Raw genomic sequence first — 17,427 nt, forward strand, 5'->3', positions numbered from 1 at the left:
AAAATACATCATGAAATTATAAACTTAGGGATTGAATTATTGATTTTTTTATATTTATATCAATAAAAAATATTTTGTTGAATGCAGATTTTTATTTATTTTAAAATTCTTTCTAAGAAAACACTGTCAATCAAGATAATAAATAAAACTCACTGGTCACTGGTCACTGGTCACTGGTCACTGGTCACTGGTCACTGGTCACTGGTCACTGGTCACTGGTCACTGGTCACTGTTTGGAGGTATTTTGTGCTAGAAGAGAGAAGGCTAATCAGAAGAACTGAGTGGGAAATTACAGAAGGTTTAGCCGGATACCTATTCATGACACCAACTATTCTGGTGTTAGGTACTTTTGTAATAACACCGATTCTCTTGGCTGTTTTTCTTTCTCTACATAAAGTCAAACTTTTAGGTGGAATTGAGTATGAGTTTATTGGTTTTCACAATTTTCTAAGATTAGTTGAAGATGATAGAGTTTGGATTGCTCTACTCAATACAGCACAATACGTTGCTATAGTAGTTCCACTCCAAACTGTCCTTGCTCTCATTCTTGCTGTCACTCTTAATTCAGGGATTCGCGGGAAAAACTGGTGGCGTGTTCTCTACTTTTTGCCAACAGTGACATCTTCAACTGTTCTTACACTTATATTCATGTGGATTTATAACACCAATGGATTGCTGAATGACTTTCTTGCTTTTCTAGGATTACCTACTTATAACTGGTTAGGAGATCCAGCAGTTGCGCTTAAAGGCATTATGCTAATGAATATCTGGTCAACAGCGCCATTATTCATGGTAATTTACTTAGCAGCATTACAAGATATTCCCCGATCTCTTTACGAAGCAGCTGCGATTGATGGAGCTAATAGTTGGCAGCAATTTATTTACATTACTATTCCCATGCTCAAACCTGTTACCTTCTTCGTGGTAACGATGGGAGTCATTGGCACTTTTCAACTGTTCGATCAATCGTACATCTTTTCTAACGGCAGTGGTGGACCAAACAACTCTACCCTAACAGTTGTTCTGTTGATATACCAAGCTGTGTTCCGAAATTTACAAATGGGATATGCTGCTGCGATCGCTTTTATGCTAGCAGCCGTCATTATTAGTATCACATTAATTCAGCGCCGGTTTTTTGGAGGAGAAAGGGTTTGAAAAAGATGTCCCGTCACTTTTGGTTGACAGTCTTGCTCTATATAGTCCTGACATTGTATGCAGTTATTACGCTCATTCCCTTTTTATGGGCGCTTTCAGCATCATTTAAAACCCTCTCTGAAATTGCGGGTGGAGACCCAACTTTCTTTCCCAACAACTTCACTCTCGACAACTACAAACAAATTTTTTTACAAGAACCTTTGTTTCTTCGTTGGCTATTTAATAGCATAGTCATTGCCATCAGTGTGACTATCTTAAACCTCATCTTCAACTCAATGGCAGGTTACGCGCTGGCAAGGTTACATTTTCCGGGTAGACGCTTTTGGTTTTTTCTCATTTTAGCAGTGTTGGCAGTTCCCGCACAAATCACCTTGATTCCCACTTTTTTGATATTAAAAGCCTTCAACTGGTTAAATTCATATCAAGGAATGATTGTTCCTAGCATGGTAAATGCTACCTTCATTTTTATGATGCGGCAATTTTTCATCAATTTTCCTAAGGAACTCGAAGAAGCCGCCCAGCTAGATGGACTCACTACTTTTGGTATTTTTCGACGCATTGTTTTGCCTTTAGCAAAACCCGCACTAGCAGCACAAACAGTTTTTGTATTTATGGGTAGTTGGAATAACTTCTTGCTACCCGTAGTGATTTTGTTTGACCCAGAAATGTTTACCCTTCCCTTAGGTTTAAATACCTTCAAAGGTCAATATATTAGTTACTGGAATTACATTATGGCAGCTTCTATGGTATTCACTTTGCCAGCACTACTTATCTACGCCTTCTTCAACCGATACTTTATTGAAAGCGTCACTTTTACAGGAGGCAAAGGGTAATATTAATTTTGGATTTTAGATTTTGGATTTTGGATTTTAGATTTTGGATTTTGGATTGGGGTATGAGTTATTCTCCCTTGGTCACTGGTCACTGGTCACTGGTCACTGGTCACTGGTCACTGGTCACTGGTCACTCCGGTTTGGGCAACAAATTGCACTCACGACATGATATTGGTATTAGAGCAGCTCAAATCTCTACCTAGTCGTGCTATTGGCTGATGGTGAGTCTATTCCTATATGCGGTGAGACAGACCTGAAGGAGCAGGAGACTGCAAATCTAAAGGGGTTTCCCGCAATACGGAGGATAGCGAGCGCATATGCGATATCGTATAGCGTCTTGTGAAAGGAGATACCGTTCGGGTTAATAGCTAACGGCTGTTAGCAACTATGCTGTAGCGCTAGAGACTGAGCATCGCAATATTTAGCTGTGTTGAGTGTCAAAAATTGTTAAGGGGAAAAATGTTGAGAAGAGTTATTGGCATTTTGGCGGCTACTGTTTTGCTGACGTTTCAATTTATTATTGGTGATGCGTCAGCAGTGGAACTAGATGCAGCTACCCGCACTGTAAAATTAAATGACCAAGGTGATACTGTTGTTCTCAGCCTCCAACAAGTCAAGTCGGGTAAAAGCTTATTTCAATTTGCTTGTGCTCAATGTCATGTTGGCGGTGTGACCAAGACCAATCAAAACGTAGGGCTAGAGCCAGAATCTCTAGCAGGTGCAACTCCACCTCGCGATAACATCGAAGCGTTGGTGGACTACATGAAAAATCCTACAACCTACGACGGAGAGGAAGAAATTGCTGAATTACATCCCAGCACCAAGAGTGCTGATATTTTCACAGAAATGAGAAACTTAAAGGATGATGATTTAGTAGATATTGCCGGTCATATTCTTTTGCAACCCAAAGTTATCGGCTCCAGATGGGGTGGCGGTAAAATTTATTACTAAATCCAGGTGGATAATTTAGTCAATAGCCAACAGTCAATTGTCAATGGTTAATGGTTAATAGTCAAATAACGATCTCGTTATGGACTTTTGACTACAAACTATGGGCTATAGACTGTGGGCTATTGACTCTCTTAGTTTGGGGAGTAGGGAGTAGGGAGTAGGGAGTAGGGGGTAGGGAAGTGGGATTTTAAAGGTAAGCGACTGACTCGTCGTCAAGTGTATTTCAACGCTGACTGAATACTCAGTTGTTCCATAATATATCGCTTGCTACTGTTTAAAAAACTATCTACGACAGATTGTCATATTTGGGCTAAATTGTATTTAAAATGAATAAGGAAAGATAAAACCTGCTGTTAGGAGAAAGGTATGACATTCATTGCGTCAAGTTTACGGCGCTTTGGCTTAGCATTGTTAACACTTTTTTTAGTTGTTAGCAGCTTTGCAGTTTTCACTCCCAGTGCTGCGGCTGATACATATACTGTAAAATTGGGTAGTGATAAGGGAATGCTGGCGTTTGAACCAAGCAAGTTGACAGTTAAACCGGGCGACACAATTAAGTGGGTTAACAACAAAGTTCCTCCCCACAACGTTGTGTTCGATACCGCTAAAAACCCCGCTAAAAGCGCCGATGTAGCTAAGAACTTGTCTCACAAGCAGTTGCTCATGAGTCCCGGTCAAGAGTACGAAACAACTATCCCAGCAGACGCAACTCCTGGTGACTACACCTTCTACTGCGAACCTCACCGTGGCGCTGGTATGGTTGGTAAACTGACTGTTCAAGGTTAATAGACACACCGTTGACCCAAGATATTTTCCCCAACCAAGTACGCGAGATTCACAGCGTCTAAGAAGGGAAACTTGATGGTGACGAGTTTTATCCTCTCTTATGGTGATAAGAGCGATAGAAGAGGGCAAGCTCGTCGCCAAAAATTTTATTTAAAAAAATAAAAATAGCCTTTGTTGACACAAGACTTTCAACTAAAGCTTCTATCAGCCGTAGAATAGTTACTGTATCGGTTTTTTAAGTGGCAGGAAGCTGGTTACAAGGAGACTCCCTTGAAAAAAGTGTTATTGGTTGTGTTCGCGATCGCCCTATCAGTTATATTTACGTTTACAAGTTCAGTCCTTGCAGCCGAAACGTCCAATGGTGCTCAAATTTTTAAAGATAACTGTGCTTCTTGTCATATAGGTGGAGGAAACATCCTCATTGCCGAAAAAACTCTGAAAAAGGAAGCTTTATTAAGTTATCTGGAAAATTATGAAAGCGATTCCATTCAAGCCATTGTTTATCAGGTACAAAATGGCAAAAATGCTATGCCCGCTTTTAAAGGGAAATTAAGCGAATCAGAAATTTTACAGGTTGCGGCTTACGTTTTCCAAAAAGCCGAACAAGGTTGGTAAAAAGGTTATAGTTAGTGGTTAGTGGTTAGTAGTTGGTGGTTAGTGGCTAACAACTAACCACTAACCACTAACAACTAACAACTACCAACTAACAACTAACCACTAACGATTCTCAAGTTGTCTTCTTTCTCTAATCTGGCGTAATTGCCGTATGAGCTTATTTGGTTCATTGGAAGCTGAAGGCTTATCGCTCTCTGCTTCCTGCTGTTGAGATGCTTGTTCTTCACTTGCTTGAGGAGTTGGTGCAGGCTGCTTAATAACTACCTGCTGTTGTTGAGACGATTGTTCGCGATCGCTTTGGGGTATTGTTACAGGCTGCTTAATCCCGACTTGTCGCTGAGACGCTTGCTCGCGATTTGCTGGCAATAAGGATTGAGTCTGCTTTATAACGACTTCTCGATTATTTGATGTCACAGAAACTGCTTCATTGCCTTGAGGACGCAAACGACTCGCTTGATTGGTTGGAGGTTCTTGAGAAGACGCCCGTGAATTTGCCGTTTGGGATTGACTCACGTTATCTTCTTTCCGTTCTTGAGATAACTGAGGATTTAACTTTGGCGAGCGCAACCGCTGAATGAGTTTCTTTTGTGAATTGGAAGATGCTTGTGCGGGAGTGATTTGAGATGGTGCAACAATTTCTTGAATCGTTTCCGGTTTGCTAACATCGCTGCTAGATTTAAAAGCGATGTTAAATGGGTAAAATTTTGGTTTGCCGTTTGCCGATGTCGGATTATTTTGGAAATATTCTCTGAAATACTCTCTTGCAGCAGTTTTCAGTTCCGATGAAACTGAGTTATTGTTAAATTTTATAGATTCTACTTGACCTTGGCTGTTGATAACTAAATCGCCCTCAACATTGCCCTCTTGAGCAACTTTTGAATTCACTGTTGCTGATATAGGCAGTCGTGTTTCAATATTCGGGTATTGCCCCTTAATTTCTAAAAAGCGGTCAGTAGAATTTGTTGTGCTTGATAACATTTCCTGAGATGCCACCGATGGCAATCCAGGCACCTTGACACCAGATTCCTGTGGTAGTTGCTCTATTTGAGGTCCCAAAGCTACATTATCTCCAGCTTTTGGCGTTTCTCCCAGAGGAATTAATGGTTTATAGGGAGAAGCGCTTGGTACTTCTGTTCCTGGCTGTGCCGTTTGTGATGCCATGTTTCCATCTGCTGGCATTGGCATTCCATCGGGAGTCACAGCATCGGTATTGTTGTTCATCATCTCCTGTTGCTGTCTCCAGTTAGCTGCTTGTACTGGAGGTACAGTGTAAGGAATTGGAGAGGTAGTTAGTGGCTTAGCCTCACCCAAGCTTACGCTCGGTTGTTGGTATCGAGGAAAAGGTTTTACTTGTTGACTGTAGGAGGGACTAATTTGCAAATCCCTGCTTGAGGCAAGTTTTAAAGACTGGCTTTTTGGAAAAGAAGCGATCGATACGTTAGTTGCGCTTGGCAGAGGAGGAATTGTCAAATTGCTAGTTGTTTCCGTTGGCGGTGGCAAAGGAGGTAATGCTGGGGTCGATTGAGGCAACAAGTTTGGTGGGGGGACTTGCGGAAGTATTGCAGCTTGTTGAGTTGGTAAAGCGATTTGAGGCATACCAGTTTGTGGCAGACGGTTCATTTCCGCCTGATTCAACTCAACCAATCCAACGGTTTTTTGTTTTGATGCTGATTGTTTGGAGCTAGACTCCATTGGCATCAACGGCATCACAAAAGCAATAACACCGTGAATGCCCAGAGAAGCTATAGCTGCTATCCCAGTAGGCTGGCTTAAGAATTCTGGTATATTTTTCAGGAGGGAGACGTAAGACATAGCTATTCTCGTTCACTCGGCTGGCTTGGGATTATCTAGCAATTTTATATAGTTCTAATGAAAAAAGTAGGAACTTTAAGTATCTTCCTCTACAAATAGTAACTTCTTAACAGTGACCAGTGACCAGTGACCAGTGACCGATGACTGGCGATCAGTAACTTACTAGAGTCTAGACGTACTATTTTACTAGAAAGTTGCGCCTGTGGATACACTATCTTGAAGAAGGCAGTGGGGAGTAGGGAGTAGGGAGTGGGGAATAGAGGTTAAGGAAAAAATCACACCAGTTTTCACCTAAATGAATCACACCGTTGGTAGGGGCGCGGCGGCCTTGCGCCCCTATGGCTGTGGTCTATTTACCTGAAAATAGCTGTAATTACTGCCCTACTCCCTAACTTTGACTATAAGTAGGGAAAAATAAGACAACTTCAAATTAGGGCGAGCGCTCAAGTCTGAGTATACGACCATATCGGGTAAAGTTGCCCTTTCTACTACCCAACTTGTCTTGAGCAATCCCTGCTGTTGCAACATTTGCCACACTTGCTCGTATACCGAACTCACTTTTAGAAGTACGACAACATCAGCCCAGTCTAAAACTGTTTTTAACTCTTCAACCGTGTAGATTGCTGGTAACACGACTAGTTTTTGTTGTCGAATTGTCAAAGGTAATCCCAATACTGAGGCTGCTGCCATTGGAGAGCAAACACCAGGTATAAATTGCACCTTTGCCTCTGGATATTGCTGTTGTATTGTCTGTGCTAAGTAAGTAAATGTACTGTAAAAACTGATATCGCCTTCACAAGCAAAAGCAACGTCTTGACCAACTTGTAAATGTTGCCAAACCTGTTCTGCAGCTTTTTGCCATGCTTGTGTTAAAACTTTTATATCTTGGACGTAAGGAAATGTTAAAGGCAGTAACAATTGCTCTGAACTAAGCCACGGAGCAACAATTGTCTGTGCCATTCCTGCTTTATCCTGAACTCCAGCAGGAAATGCGACTACTGATGATTTTTGGAGTAAACGGAGACCTTTAACAGTAATTAATTCTGGATCTCCCGTACCCACGCTTATCCCGTAAAGAGTGCCAGTTTTACCAGTGACCAGTGACCAGTGACCAGTGACCATTATCTTTAAATATTTTTAAGATTCTTAGATACAATGTAATAAAAATAAACATTTATTGAAAAACAAGGAGTACGACAATCATGCAAAGTACTCAGTTCGATATGGTTCTGCGAAGAATAGCAACGGTATTGTCAGTAGCGATTGTGACCCTGACCCTCGTTGGTGCTACGACTGGCATTTTGCTGTCTTTTTACTACGAACCCGCAGCAGGTAGGGCTTATCAATCATTGAGAGCGATCGACACCGAATTGAATTATGGTTGGCTGTTCCATAAAGCACACATTATTGCAGGTAATGCGGTTGTTGGAGTTTCGCTCATCCAGATTGTCATTATGTTTGTGAGCAGACAATTTACCAAGAGTTGGTTGACTGCTTGGATTAGTGGAATTTTGTTTACTCTGAGTGCAATTGGTTTGGGATGGACGGCAATGATTCTCTCTTGGGATCAAGAGGGATTTTGGCGTTTTAGCATTGAATTGGGAACGATTGAGGCTATCCCCTTTGTAGGTTCCTTATTGAGAGACATTTTGACAGGTGGTGCAGGCATTAGCACCGTAACTGTCCAACATTTGTACACCATTCACAGTTATATTGTCTCAGTGGCTGCCCTAGTGCTGGCTGTGGTGCATCTAGCGAGCGTACTTTGGCAAGACAAGCAAACTTACAAAAAAGCAGAAGTTACCGAGAACAATAACTTACACCAATTTGAACAAAGAATGCAATAGATAAATGGCTCAAATCAATTCTAGACATAACTTTCTCAATCCAAAATCCAAAATCCAAAATCCAAAATCTTAAGATGTGGGAGCATCACTGGTAGAAAGTTGAGCTAACTTTGTTAACGGTATTTCTTCAACCTCTGATAACTTTTCTAACGAGAGGCGAGTTGATTGGTTACTACCGGACAAGCGTTTTAAAAGGCTTGGTCTGGGGTCATGCAATAGGTAGATAATGCGATCGCCCACAAACCATTCTTCAGAAGCTGGCATAACCTGAATGCGATCTTCTCGTTCTACTAAAAGCGGTACTAACTCGCCTCCTCCAATTAATCCTTGTAAATGCTCTTGCTGACGTTCAAAATCGGAAGCACTCAGTGTTGTTGTGCCTAATTTTACACGCCCGTCACTAAGGTAATCATTCCAGGTTTTGATAGATAAATCTGAGAGGAAAGCTTGATTCACCTTATTCTCTTTTATTGTTGTGGTTGCTTGCGGATCGCGAGGAAAAACCGCTAAAACTCTTGGTGGATCAAACTCCTCGGCAGCACGTTGCGCCAAAACAAAATTGACTTCGCCATTACTAGTCATTGCTAAAAAAGTTCCTACTGAGGCGAGTCCGGCCTCTTCTAAAACCCCAGTATCTAGAGCGCTACTAGCAATCACCCTAAGATTTTCTGCTTCTGCTTGGAGACAGCGTTGTGGGTCAGTATCAATCATAACCACTTGTTCTCCCCGTTGTTGAAACAACCGGGCAATTAACAAACTCAAAGGATTGCAGCCAACAATCACTGCTCCAGTTGCCTCTGTTAAGGTAATTTGCAAACATCTGGCAACCCAGCCAGCTGTTAGTCCTTGGCAAACCACCGTCATGATGATGGTGAGGAACACTAATGCTTTAATAGCCTCACCACCGTTAACACCGCGCTGTGTCAGTAAAATGGCAAACAAGGAGGCAACGGAAGCCGAAACAATTCCCCTTGGGGCAACCCAACTGAGAAATAGCTTCTGTCGCCAGTTTAATCCACTATTCCAGGTACACAAGAGGATGTTAATCGGGCGGACGACAAACATCAGTACCAACACCGTGTATACGCCGCCCCAACCTAAAGCAAACAAACTAGCAATAGATAGGTCAGCAGCAAGCAAAATAAATAAAACTGAAACACTGAGAATCGTCAGTTGACCTTTAAAGCGTCTCAACAATCGTTCTTCTGGGACTGAGGAATCTCCAAACACAACTCCGGCGACGACAGTTGCCATCAATCCCGATTCACTGATAGCCATTTGAGACAAAGCAAATAAACCCCACAAACCTGCTAAAACCACCAGGTTTTTGACCTCAAATGACAGAAAATTGGCTCGTTTGCAAATAAAAGACATCAGCCAACCACCAGTTGAACCAATAGCGCCACCAATGCTCAAGCGCATCATCAAGTTGCTAGCAGCCGAGACAAAGTCGGTATGGTCGTTGAGAATTGTGTTGAGCACTACGACAGCCAGAATTGCTCCCACTGGATCGACCAAAACGCCTTCCCCTTCTAACAGAGTTGCAACCTGTCTGTCAACGTTGACTTGTTTCAGCAGGGGACTAATCACCGTTGGTCCTGTGACTACGACTAAAGAAGCGAAGAGAAAAGCAATAGGCCAAGGAAATTCACCCAACCAGTGAGCTGCCATACTACCACCAAGCAGCGTGATTAGGGTTCCGAGGGTGACAAGCAATTGAAGGCTAGTCGAAACTTTGCCCAATTCTTGCAGATCTAGATTCAGCCCGCCTTCAAACAAAATAATTGCCGTTGCTAGGGCGACTATAACTTCTAACCCAGTGCCTAGCATATGGGGATGCAATAGCCCAATACCATTAGAGCCAAGCAAGATGCCAAACAGCAACAAAAAGACGATGCTGGGTACTCTAAGGTATGCAGCCAGCACCTGAGCGCTAATGCCTGCAAAGACGGCAATTACCATTTGCAGGGTCATGTTAAATGATGCTTCCATGTTGTAGATTTTGACCGATATATTTCAAAATCTCTTATCAAGAACAGTAATGGTTGAGTCGGCTGAATGCTGTGCGACACCAGCTGTGTTTTGGTAAACCAGATATTTTTTTTATACTTAGTCTGATATGGTACTCCATTTTTTGAGTTTTGTTGCAATGGATTGGGGATTGGGGGATTTTGGATTTTGGATTTTGGATTTTGGATTTTGGATTTTGGATTGGGGATTGGGGGATTGGGGGATTTTGGATTTTGGATTTTGGATTTTGGATTTTGGATTTTGGATTTTGGATTTTGGATTGGAAATTTTTTCAAAAATATGTTGACATCGGAAGGAAAAGCTGTTACTTTAAGAAAAGTGTGAAGCCTAATGGCGACTGCCCAACGCGCCCCCATCGTCTAGAGGCCTAGGACACCTCCCTTTCACGGAGGTAACGGGGATTCGAATTCCCCTGGGGGTATTCAGTAAAATAAAAAAATAAAAGTCAAAAGGCAAAAGTGAATTCATGAATCTTTTGCCTTTTGACTTTATATAGTTTTCACACGTTGACATATAGCGGCCATATTTAAGCGCATATCATTGCTTAGGCGACGTTCTATCAACCCTACTGGCATGGTACGTTTGGGCCAAAGCCTAACAGTGTAACAGAGACGAGTTGCGCTATCTTCGCCGAGGAAACAAGGCTCTAGTTGCCAACTACCGGAAAAGTCTCTAAAGTCTCCCTCTACCATGCGGAAATTAATTTCCTTGGGGAAGTATTCCTCAAGATCGAGTACGACACGCGCACAAAAGTTTATTTTGAGAAATCGTTGAGCGCCAACTTGCTCTAGACGAATACCTCCTTTTGGGTGTTCTAGCAAACGACTTTTAGTGAGGTTAGGAACAAAGTCAGGTAATGCTTCATAGTCTGTCAACACTTTCCACACCTTTTCCACTGGATGGGGAATTTGGAGTTGAGCGGTGATTTTTCTCTGTCGTTCTGCTGTTTTCTCAATTTGAACATCTACAGATTGCAAAGCAACTGCATCAATTTCCAAATTCAGCTGTTGACAGATGTCGTCGCTAGCAACTAAATCAAGTTCTTCTTGGATGTTATGTTCTTCAATCACTTTTACCAATTATGATTCGCTATCGTTAGAAAATTGGGACAAAGTCAAAGTAAAGCAAATTTCACTCACGTTAGACCCCTCAATTGGCCTGCTTTCAACGGCAATCTCGCCACTTAGGTGCTGTACCAAAGATTTTACCAACGCCAGACCCAAGCCAGTACCGGGAGTCCATCTTCCTTTACCTCGACGGAACTTATCGAAGATGTAGGCGGCTTCTTCTTGAGAAATGCCACGTCCAACGTTAGTTACCTTAATAATAACTCGATCGACCTGTTGATGAACTTCGTGGGTCGCTTGTAAATTAACAACAGTTTCGTGTTCTGAGTACTTATACGTGTTTGTGAGTAACTCTTGGAAAATCCTGTCAAAACTCTCCACTTCTGTCTGTATCGAGAGAGGCTCTTCTGGCAAGTTTAGGGATATACCGATCCCTTTATCTGCTAGTTTCTTCTCAAAAGATGCAGCTATATTCTGAATTTTTGTATTTAAATCAATCGTTTCTAGTTGCGGGCGTTCTGGATCGTTCTCCAGTCTTTGGAGTGTCAGCAAGTCATTAATTAAGTTAATTTCCTTATTACACTCTTCTTCTAGAATATCGAGATATTTTACCTGACGATCTGAACCAATTCCTGGTTGGCGTAGCATACGCAGTGCCATACGCATATTCGTCAATGGGTAGCGCAGGCGATCGCTCAGATTGCTTAAAAATTCATCTTTGAGTTCGTTCAGTTCTCGCAGTTGCTCAACGTATTGCCGAGTTCTTTCATGCAGTTTTGCTTGTAGTTCCAAGCTGCTTTGTAGTTTTGCCGTGCGCTCATCTACTAATGTTTGGACTTGTCGTAAAGTCTGGTTTTGGATGATAGCATTGCTTAATTGAGCACAAATCATCTCCAAGATATTGAGTTCTGATGACTGCCAACTACGAGATGCTGATTGCTGAAGTACCATAAATCCCAAGACTTTGCCTTGAATTTCTAATGGCATTAACAACATTGCTGGCAGTGCTTCCATTGCAAATACGGGCGCAACTGTTGAATTATCTCTTATATCTGTACTATCATTTACGATCACAGGTTTTCCACCGCTCACAAAAGCACGCTGGCATAAACCACAATCGGAAAGATAAAAAGAATTTTCAGAGGTGTCCGATTTATCGATGGAAGAACCTTCTTTTTTCCGACACCACTCACCTACGACATTTGCTTTCGCCTTGGGAATTTGTTTTTTTGGATTATTTCTGATAGAGAGTGGATCTGTGTATTTTAAAAGGATTAGCAGACCCCGATCTGCCCCTAATGTTTCGGCAGTAGATGCAAGTGCTAACTGGAGCATTTGATTTAATTCCCAGTTGCTACGACTGAGTATCGTTAATTGCTGGATTAAGTTTTGGTGCTGAGCACAAGTTTGTATGTACTTCTGTTGGCTGGCAATTTGCTGTACCTGTACCACGTGAGAAAATGCGATCGCACAAGAAGATTCTACAGATTGTAGCAATCGTTTTTCTGATTCAGTCCAGCTATAGGGCTGTGACTTGATCAAGCTAATCACACCATTATTCTTCCCACTAAATCGGGTAGGGATTGCCAAAACGGCTTTTGCCAAAGGTAAGTATTGACATCCAAGCAAAAGACTTTTTTGAATTGTTGAAATGTCTTCAATCGTTAATGGTTCAGAAGCACATTCCATGACTGGTAAGTCCAACTGTTCCATCGGTGCAAATACTTCTCCAGAAGGTAGTAAGCCTGAGTACTCTTTGGCGTACCAATTTGCACTCATTATTTCATTCGATGCCTCAGTGGGTACTGTTACCAGACAACAGCAATCTACATCAAAGGCAACTCCTAGAACTTTGGCAATTTCTTGCAGCATCATTGTCGGAGTCAGATGACTGGCAATGATATGGTTAAGTTCTTGTACCAACTCGAAGTTAGGTTCTTCCTGATGCTGCATCAGCTTGACCGAATGTTGTTTTTGCTTTTCTATACCATCATTTAAGCGCTTTGGCAGTGATGATAAAGGTTTGTTCATTCCTAACACACTCTTAGACATTGACCCCATTTTCTTTTTACAAAATCTTCAAGTCACACATTCCTCGATCGCTCTGCTGCTGCACCCTAATGAACCTCAAATCTTTCTCTCACCTGTTATAGCCCCTTTCTATTTCAGATGACCAAGTTTCTGGTATGTTAAACAAATTTCTAAAAAAGTAAAAAATATGAAAAATATATTAAGCTGCTTCAGCAGAATAATTGTTGGTTTTGGTGTGCCTCGTTAATTTACTAACTTGGACTTAGGATATCTCGCCTGTAACTATATATAAACCGTAATTTCTCTAGATTTGAAGCAAATCTTTCTTAAAGTATTTCCGCACTAACACTGAGGTAAAAATTATTAAAAACGTAATATTTTATTCATCTTCTCTGGTCTCATGGTGTTAGCTTGATTCTGGTCTTTCTCAAAGCAAACGCTTTTGCTGTCTGGTTTTGTGAAATCGAACGTAAATGTTCTACACGGGTAAAAAATATTTTTTTAAATCTTTTTATTTAACGACCTATACTTCATAGCTTATTTATTTTTATAAAGAGAAAAATAAGATATTATGTTAATTTTTATAAAAATTTTCCTGTAATAACAACTACATAGAAACTTCACACTTTTCCCAACAAGAAATTTATCTTAAATATTTAATTAAATTATAATATAAGAAAAGAATATTTAATTATTTAATATATTGAAACGTCAAAATGCAGATCGGTTGCCTATGGGGAGTGCAACCGATCTGGGTTTAATGCAACAAAAGTTTAATCGGCTACCAAACTTTCGACACTCAGAGGAACCATTTCGCCATTTCTTGTTAGTCCTAATAACATTGGTTGTTTTGGTTGTATCAATTGACCCGTGAGCACACAGCGTTCTTCTTGTTGTGCGGTGGCGGATATGCTGGCTCGAATATCAGATCGCGAAAACCTCGGCTTCCACTCACCCGACTTCTGCTGGACGTAATTCCAAAGGATATCTCGGATTAAAGCTTGATATCCCTGATTGCCAGCTAAGTCTTTTAGCTTATCTTTCAGTTCCCGTTCCAAACGGATGCTGGTAACTTCCATATCGGTGGTTGGGGTGCGTGCGATTGTATGCATCATTTTTTCTCCTTTTTCTCCTTAAAGTATGGACAGGATAGTAATACAAGTGTAGTATGTTTAAAGGAATGTTCAATAGGTGAAATTTTCTGTGATATCCATTTACCCCATCTCCATCTCTACTTTCTCGTATGCTGCCAACTGCCGATTTAGTTGGGAATCAGCCGCCGTGGGAGTGGAGTATTTATTTATGGGGAATAATGGTAACCCAAATAAATTGCAACATGTAGAGGGCGATCGTGATTCAAGATATGCCAGCATTAGTGTACTGTATGCAGCACCAAAACTAGACAAAGAAAGCGGGAGGTACAGATACCAGGAAACTGTACCGATATAAGACCAGAACAACAAGAAGAAAATGGTCAAATTTCCAACCCCCGCTTCCACAAGACCAGAAGCGGGGGTTTGTTCATGAGGAGTTAAGCCGTGACCAGCGCAATGCAAGTTCTAGAGCAATCCGTGGTGGTATTTTCCCAAAATTACTTACCACTGTGTCGGGTAAATATCAAGCGGGCGATTGTGCTGCTAGTAACAGACAAGACAGAGCCATTAGACCTTTCCAAAGAAAGGGGATGGACGTGCAAGCAAACCTGGAGTAACAGGAGAGCCTAAGGAATGCTGAAATTAACATACACCGAATCGAGCTTTTACATGGAATGTCTGGCTCAATCGCTGGAAGAATGGGTGGCGCAGCGAGTGATTCTCTCACTGCGAGTTGGTCAATGTTTGTGCGTTGAACCCAGCACTGCTTCCTTCTTGCTTCCTGTTGATTTACCAGGAGTTGAGGTGCTCAGGGCGGCTGTTGTCCGCGAGGACAGCGAAATTATTGCTCTCTGTTCTTGTGATAGCGATTATATAGAAGTCAGTCTGCGAGGTTCTTGGCTTTCTGATGGTTCTGAGGATGCAGATGGCGTTTTTGTGACTGCAATGAGCGATCGTTCTGAATTTTTCCTCCACAAATTGTGGCAACAAGCTCAACAGAGGACTTCTGTCATGAGTGAATAAACAAGGTTGGTAGGGTGAACTGAAAGGTTCACTTTCTACCACATTCCACAAGAATCAAGATATTCATCCAAGCTGATACTACACATTATTACAAAGTAGCGATCGCTTGAAATAACTCATCGGCTAGAGAGTCGGTATCTTAATCCCTGCTTTGTTGGATTTTGCTGCCGATTCAACGCCTCTTTATGAGATATAAAACTTGATACAGCACAGTCTTCTAAGAATTTCAAAAAAATTTTCCAAAACCTCTTGATATTTATGTAGTATTTATGTAGTATACAAGTAATCAAGCAAAAGACAAAAACTTATAAACAAACCGTTATGTTATACATCATGTTACTTCTACAACTTAAACCTCCTCCAAAAGAGGAAAAAAATCAAAAAAAATCAGACATTGATCGCTCTGAATTAGATTTAAATTCTGATAACGAGACTAAAACAAAAATACCTGAATATCTCCATAGAGTACAAGAAATTCATTATCTAGAACGACGACTGTTTTTGTAGTTAATTTTGTAATGTCCATAGGTTAATGCGGGTTCAATTCCCTCTCAACCCATTACGGACTTTAGCCCTCACCCCCTACCCCCTCTCCCAGTGGGAGAGGGGGAACTGACTCAATACCCCACCTTCCGCACCCTAAAGTGTCACACTACGAATTTTGGACGTTTGAGGATTTGGGGTTGGCGATCTTCGCAGCTTACCGTAGGTATCACCATCGATAATTTACCCATGCCTGTATAAAATAAAGCTTTTATTGTTAGTAAAAAACCGAGAAAACCGATTGTGACAGTAGGGGTGCGGAATGGGGGCAATACTACTCGCATAAGCGGAAATTAGAACCCCGTAAATAAGTGCAAAACCGGGGTTCTGAGACCTCAATTATCCTTAACCGAGCAGTATTGGGAACTGAGTACCTTGTTATTTAGAAGAGACTGAATCAATGGCATTAGCAATCTCGTTCAATACCGCTTCTATGTGATTTAATATTTGTTCATTTCTAAAACGAATCACTGAGAAACCATTGGCTTTGAGCCAGTTTTCTCGGATAGCATCTTCAGCCTGCTGAGTGTCATGAATACTGCCATCTACTTCAATTATTAACAGTTTGTCATGACAGTAAAAATCAATGATGTATCTATCTATATTATGTTGTCTGCGAAATTTGGTGTTTAATAAGCGCCGATTTCGTAAACATTCCCATAGTAATTCTTCTGCTGGCGTTTGCTGCTTTCGTAGTTCACGCGCACGTTCCAATAAAGCGTTTGGAATTTGTCTCTTGCTCCCAGCCAGTTCAGACATTTCTGTCGTCACCGACTGTCTCTTGTTCTCGCAATCAAGAGTATCGTGACATCGAGTAACTCCTTCGCCCCCTCTCCCACTGGGAGAGGGGGTTGGGGGTGAGGGAATTTTATCTTGCATAAATTTAAATTGATCTGACCCAAGTCACTCTTATCTTTCCCATTTTTGCCCCCAGATTACCCTTTAATGATTCAGCATCACTACTGGCTTCCGCGTCTTAATGAAGATGGTTCAGTACCAATACTGCAAGGGATAGCGAAAATGAGAAACCCGGTTTCGCACTTATTTACCGGGTTTCTGGACCATAACTTAACCGACAAGTACTGGGTTCAGTACGGGTGATTAAACCTATGTGGCTGGTATGGGTGGGAGAACAGCTCGACACACTTGTATTAACAAATGCAAATAACTCTGACTGTAAATACATGAATCTCAAAGTATAAGCTATTGGGATCGTCGATTTCTACATAATACTTTTCTTTAAAGATTTAATTTATATATCTAAAGTTGGATAGCAGATAACTTAAAGATAAGGATAATAAACCAATATCAATGAAAGTAAAAACTCAATTTTGTGTTAACTTAAGTGATGAATTATATTGCTTTTTGAATTTCTGTAAATCTCTTCGATTTATCAGGTTTAATCTGCTTTTTTTTTCAAAATTTATGATATGCAGGGGTTATTAAGATGCAACTGGTACAAAAAACGGTACAAAAAATTCGCTGCCCAAACTGTGGCAGCGAAGGAGAAAGGCATTATACTTATCACAATCAACAAACTCAGACCCAATGCCCAATCTGTGACTATCTGTTAGTAAGTTGCACGCTTACTGGCAGAGTCATTGAGGCGTATGCCCCTGGTATTTTTGCTAGAAATTAA

The 17,427-nt window shown here is 41.2% G+C and carries 18 protein-coding genes, 1 tRNA gene and 1 pseudogene; 13 read left to right on the top strand and 7 right to left on the bottom strand.

The window, feature by feature from the left end; all coding sequences use genetic code 11:
• The first annotated feature begins 318 nt into the window (after window positions 1-318).
• From WA1_RS38920 to petJ, 6 genes are all read left to right on the top strand, one after another.
• Entirely contained in the window at window positions 319-1,155 is an 837-nt protein-coding gene (locus tag WA1_RS38920) for a carbohydrate ABC transporter permease (protein WP_081403167.1), read from the top strand.
• Window positions 1,156-1,160: 5 nt separating this feature from the next.
• Window positions 1,161-1,988 carry a carbohydrate ABC transporter permease gene (locus WA1_RS38925; RefSeq protein ID WP_017746012.1) on the top strand — a complete coding sequence of 276 codons (828 nt, stop codon included), beginning with the start codon at window positions 1,161-1,163 and terminating at the stop codon, window positions 1,986-1,988.
• A gap of 62 nt (window positions 1,989-2,050) precedes the next feature.
• Window positions 2,051-2,191 carry a hypothetical protein gene (locus tag WA1_RS57620; RefSeq protein WP_158516752.1) on the top strand — a complete coding sequence of 47 codons (141 nt, stop codon included), beginning with the start codon at window positions 2,051-2,053 and terminating at the stop codon, window positions 2,189-2,191.
• A 256-nt stretch (window positions 2,192-2,447) separates the two neighbouring features.
• Window positions 2,448-2,939 (top strand): photosystem II cytochrome c-550, encoded by a 492-nt coding sequence (gene psbV, locus WA1_RS38935; protein WP_017746014.1) that lies wholly within the window; start codon window positions 2,448-2,450, stop codon window positions 2,937-2,939.
• 366 nt (window positions 2,940-3,305) lie between these two features.
• Complete coding sequence (gene petE / locus WA1_RS38940; protein WP_017746015.1) at window positions 3,306-3,725, top strand: plastocyanin; 420 nt, start codon at window positions 3,306-3,308, stop codon at window positions 3,723-3,725.
• A 270-nt stretch (window positions 3,726-3,995) separates the two neighbouring features.
• Entirely contained in the window at window positions 3,996-4,340 is a 345-nt protein-coding gene (gene petJ / locus WA1_RS38945; RefSeq protein WP_017746016.1) for a cytochrome c6 PetJ, read from the top strand.
• Window positions 4,341-4,442: 102 nt separating this feature from the next.
• Here petJ and WA1_RS38950 read toward each other — a convergent pair whose 3' ends face one another.
• Both WA1_RS38950 and WA1_RS38955 read right to left on the bottom strand, forming a co-directional pair.
• Entirely contained in the window at window positions 4,443-6,152 is a 1,710-nt protein-coding gene (locus WA1_RS38950) for a hypothetical protein (protein ID WP_017746017.1), read from the bottom strand.
• A gap of 381 nt (window positions 6,153-6,533) precedes the next feature.
• Window positions 6,534-7,274, bottom strand: coding sequence for a precorrin-2 C(20)-methyltransferase (locus WA1_RS38955; protein WP_017746018.1), 741 nt, complete (start codon window positions 7,272-7,274; stop codon window positions 6,534-6,536).
• 80 nt (window positions 7,275-7,354) lie between these two features.
• Here WA1_RS38955 and WA1_RS38960 point away from each other — a divergent pair, with 80 nt between their 5' ends.
• Complete coding sequence (locus WA1_RS38960; protein WP_017746019.1) at window positions 7,355-7,999, top strand: cytochrome b N-terminal domain-containing protein; 645 nt, start codon at window positions 7,355-7,357, stop codon at window positions 7,997-7,999.
• 69 nt (window positions 8,000-8,068) lie between these two features.
• Here WA1_RS38960 and WA1_RS38965 read toward each other — a convergent pair whose 3' ends face one another.
• Window positions 8,069-9,991 carry a cation:proton antiporter gene (locus tag WA1_RS38965; protein ID WP_017746020.1) on the bottom strand — a complete coding sequence of 641 codons (1,923 nt, stop codon included), beginning with the start codon at window positions 9,989-9,991 and terminating at the stop codon, window positions 8,069-8,071.
• Between the two features lie 387 nt (window positions 9,992-10,378).
• Here WA1_RS38965 and WA1_RS38975 point away from each other — a divergent pair.
• Window positions 10,379-10,451: transfer RNA gene (locus tag WA1_RS38975), tRNA-Glu, on the top strand.
• 67 nt (window positions 10,452-10,518) lie between these two features.
• Here WA1_RS38975 and WA1_RS38980 read toward each other — a convergent pair.
• The 3 genes from WA1_RS38980 to WA1_RS38990 form a co-directional block, all read right to left on the bottom strand.
• Window positions 10,519-11,100, bottom strand: coding sequence for an SRPBCC family protein (locus tag WA1_RS38980; protein WP_026134953.1), 582 nt, complete (start codon window positions 11,098-11,100; stop codon window positions 10,519-10,521).
• Window positions 11,101-11,109: 9 nt separating this feature from the next.
• Window positions 11,110-13,158: a sensor histidine kinase gene (locus tag WA1_RS38985; protein WP_026134954.1), complete on the bottom strand. Its 2,049-nt coding sequence runs from the start codon at window positions 13,156-13,158 to the stop codon at window positions 11,110-11,112.
• 743 nt (window positions 13,159-13,901) lie between these two features.
• A complete protein-coding gene (locus tag WA1_RS38990; RefSeq protein WP_017746024.1) occupies window positions 13,902-14,240 on the bottom strand; it encodes a ribbon-helix-helix domain-containing protein in 339 nt (112 codons plus the stop codon).
• Between the two features lie 91 nt (window positions 14,241-14,331).
• On the opposite strand from WA1_RS38990, the gene WA1_RS53960 reads away from it, so the two are divergent.
• The 4 genes and pseudogenes from WA1_RS53960 (at window position 14,332) to WA1_RS39000 (ending at window position 15,752) form a co-directional block, all read left to right on the top strand.
• On the top strand, window positions 14,332-14,577 hold the full coding sequence (locus WA1_RS53960; protein ID WP_336389826.1) for a hypothetical protein: 246 nt from the start codon (window positions 14,332-14,334) through the stop codon (window positions 14,575-14,577).
• A 101-nt stretch (window positions 14,578-14,678) separates the two neighbouring features.
• Window positions 14,679-14,816: pseudogene (locus tag WA1_RS53965) on the top strand (HNH endonuclease); the annotation flags it as partial.
• Between the two features lie 39 nt (window positions 14,817-14,855).
• Entirely contained in the window at window positions 14,856-15,245 is a 390-nt protein-coding gene (locus WA1_RS38995; protein ID WP_017746025.1) for an alr0857 family protein, read from the top strand.
• 321 nt (window positions 15,246-15,566) lie between these two features.
• On the top strand, window positions 15,567-15,752 hold the full coding sequence (locus WA1_RS39000) for a hypothetical protein (protein ID WP_017746026.1): 186 nt from the start codon (window positions 15,567-15,569) through the stop codon (window positions 15,750-15,752).
• A gap of 414 nt (window positions 15,753-16,166) precedes the next feature.
• Here WA1_RS39000 and WA1_RS39005 read toward each other — a convergent pair whose 3' ends face one another.
• Complete coding sequence (locus WA1_RS39005) at window positions 16,167-16,667, bottom strand: endonuclease domain-containing protein (protein ID WP_148662865.1); 501 nt, start codon at window positions 16,665-16,667, stop codon at window positions 16,167-16,169.
• A gap of 568 nt (window positions 16,668-17,235) precedes the next feature.
• On the opposite strand from WA1_RS39005, the gene WA1_RS60735 reads away from it, so the two are divergent.
• Entirely contained in the window at window positions 17,236-17,427 is a 192-nt protein-coding gene (locus WA1_RS60735) for a replication restart DNA helicase PriA (RefSeq protein ID WP_081403028.1), read from the top strand.

Source organism: Scytonema hofmannii PCC 7110 (genome assembly GCF_000346485.2).
GTDB lineage: Bacteria > Cyanobacteriota > Cyanobacteriia > Cyanobacteriales > Nostocaceae > Scytonema > Scytonema hofmannii.

What these genes read in the sequence shown, in the direction of transcription:
- WA1_RS38920 (WP_081403167.1), top strand. Translation starts at nt 319, where the DNA reads ATGACACCAACTATTCTGGTGTTAGGTACTTTTGTAATAACACCGATT.
- WA1_RS38925 (WP_017746012.1), top strand. Translation starts at nt 1,161, where the DNA reads ATGTCCCGTCACTTTTGGTTGACAGTCTTGCTCTATATAGTCCTGACA.
- WA1_RS57620 (WP_158516752.1), top strand. Translation starts at nt 2,051, where the DNA reads ATGAGTTATTCTCCCTTGGTCACTGGTCACTGGTCACTGGTCACTGGT.
- psbV (WP_017746014.1), top strand. Translation starts at nt 2,448, where the DNA reads ATGTTGAGAAGAGTTATTGGCATTTTGGCGGCTACTGTTTTGCTGACG.
- petE (WP_017746015.1), top strand. Translation starts at nt 3,306, where the DNA reads ATGACATTCATTGCGTCAAGTTTACGGCGCTTTGGCTTAGCATTGTTA.
- WA1_RS38950 (WP_017746017.1), bottom strand. Translation starts at nt 6,152, where the DNA reads ATGTCTTACGTCTCCCTCCTGAAAAATATACCAGAATTCTTAAGCCAG.
- WA1_RS38955 (WP_017746018.1), bottom strand. Translation starts at nt 7,274, where the DNA reads ATGGTCACTGGTCACTGGTCACTGGTCACTGGTAAAACTGGCACTCTT.
- WA1_RS38960 (WP_017746019.1), top strand. Translation starts at nt 7,355, where the DNA reads ATGCAAAGTACTCAGTTCGATATGGTTCTGCGAAGAATAGCAACGGTA.
- WA1_RS38965 (WP_017746020.1), bottom strand. Translation starts at nt 9,991, where the DNA reads ATGGAAGCATCATTTAACATGACCCTGCAAATGGTAATTGCCGTCTTT.
- WA1_RS38985 (WP_026134954.1), bottom strand. Translation starts at nt 13,158, where the DNA reads ATGGGGTCAATGTCTAAGAGTGTGTTAGGAATGAACAAACCTTTATCA.
- WA1_RS38990 (WP_017746024.1), bottom strand. Translation starts at nt 14,240, where the DNA reads ATGCATACAATCGCACGCACCCCAACCACCGATATGGAAGTTACCAGC.
- WA1_RS38995 (WP_017746025.1), top strand. Translation starts at nt 14,856, where the DNA reads ATGCTGAAATTAACATACACCGAATCGAGCTTTTACATGGAATGTCTG.
- WA1_RS39000 (WP_017746026.1), top strand. Translation starts at nt 15,567, where the DNA reads ATGTTATACATCATGTTACTTCTACAACTTAAACCTCCTCCAAAAGAG.
- WA1_RS39005 (WP_148662865.1), bottom strand. Translation starts at nt 16,667, where the DNA reads ATGCAAGATAAAATTCCCTCACCCCCAACCCCCTCTCCCAGTGGGAGA.
- WA1_RS60735 (WP_081403028.1), top strand. Translation starts at nt 17,236, where the DNA reads ATGCAACTGGTACAAAAAACGGTACAAAAAATTCGCTGCCCAAACTGT.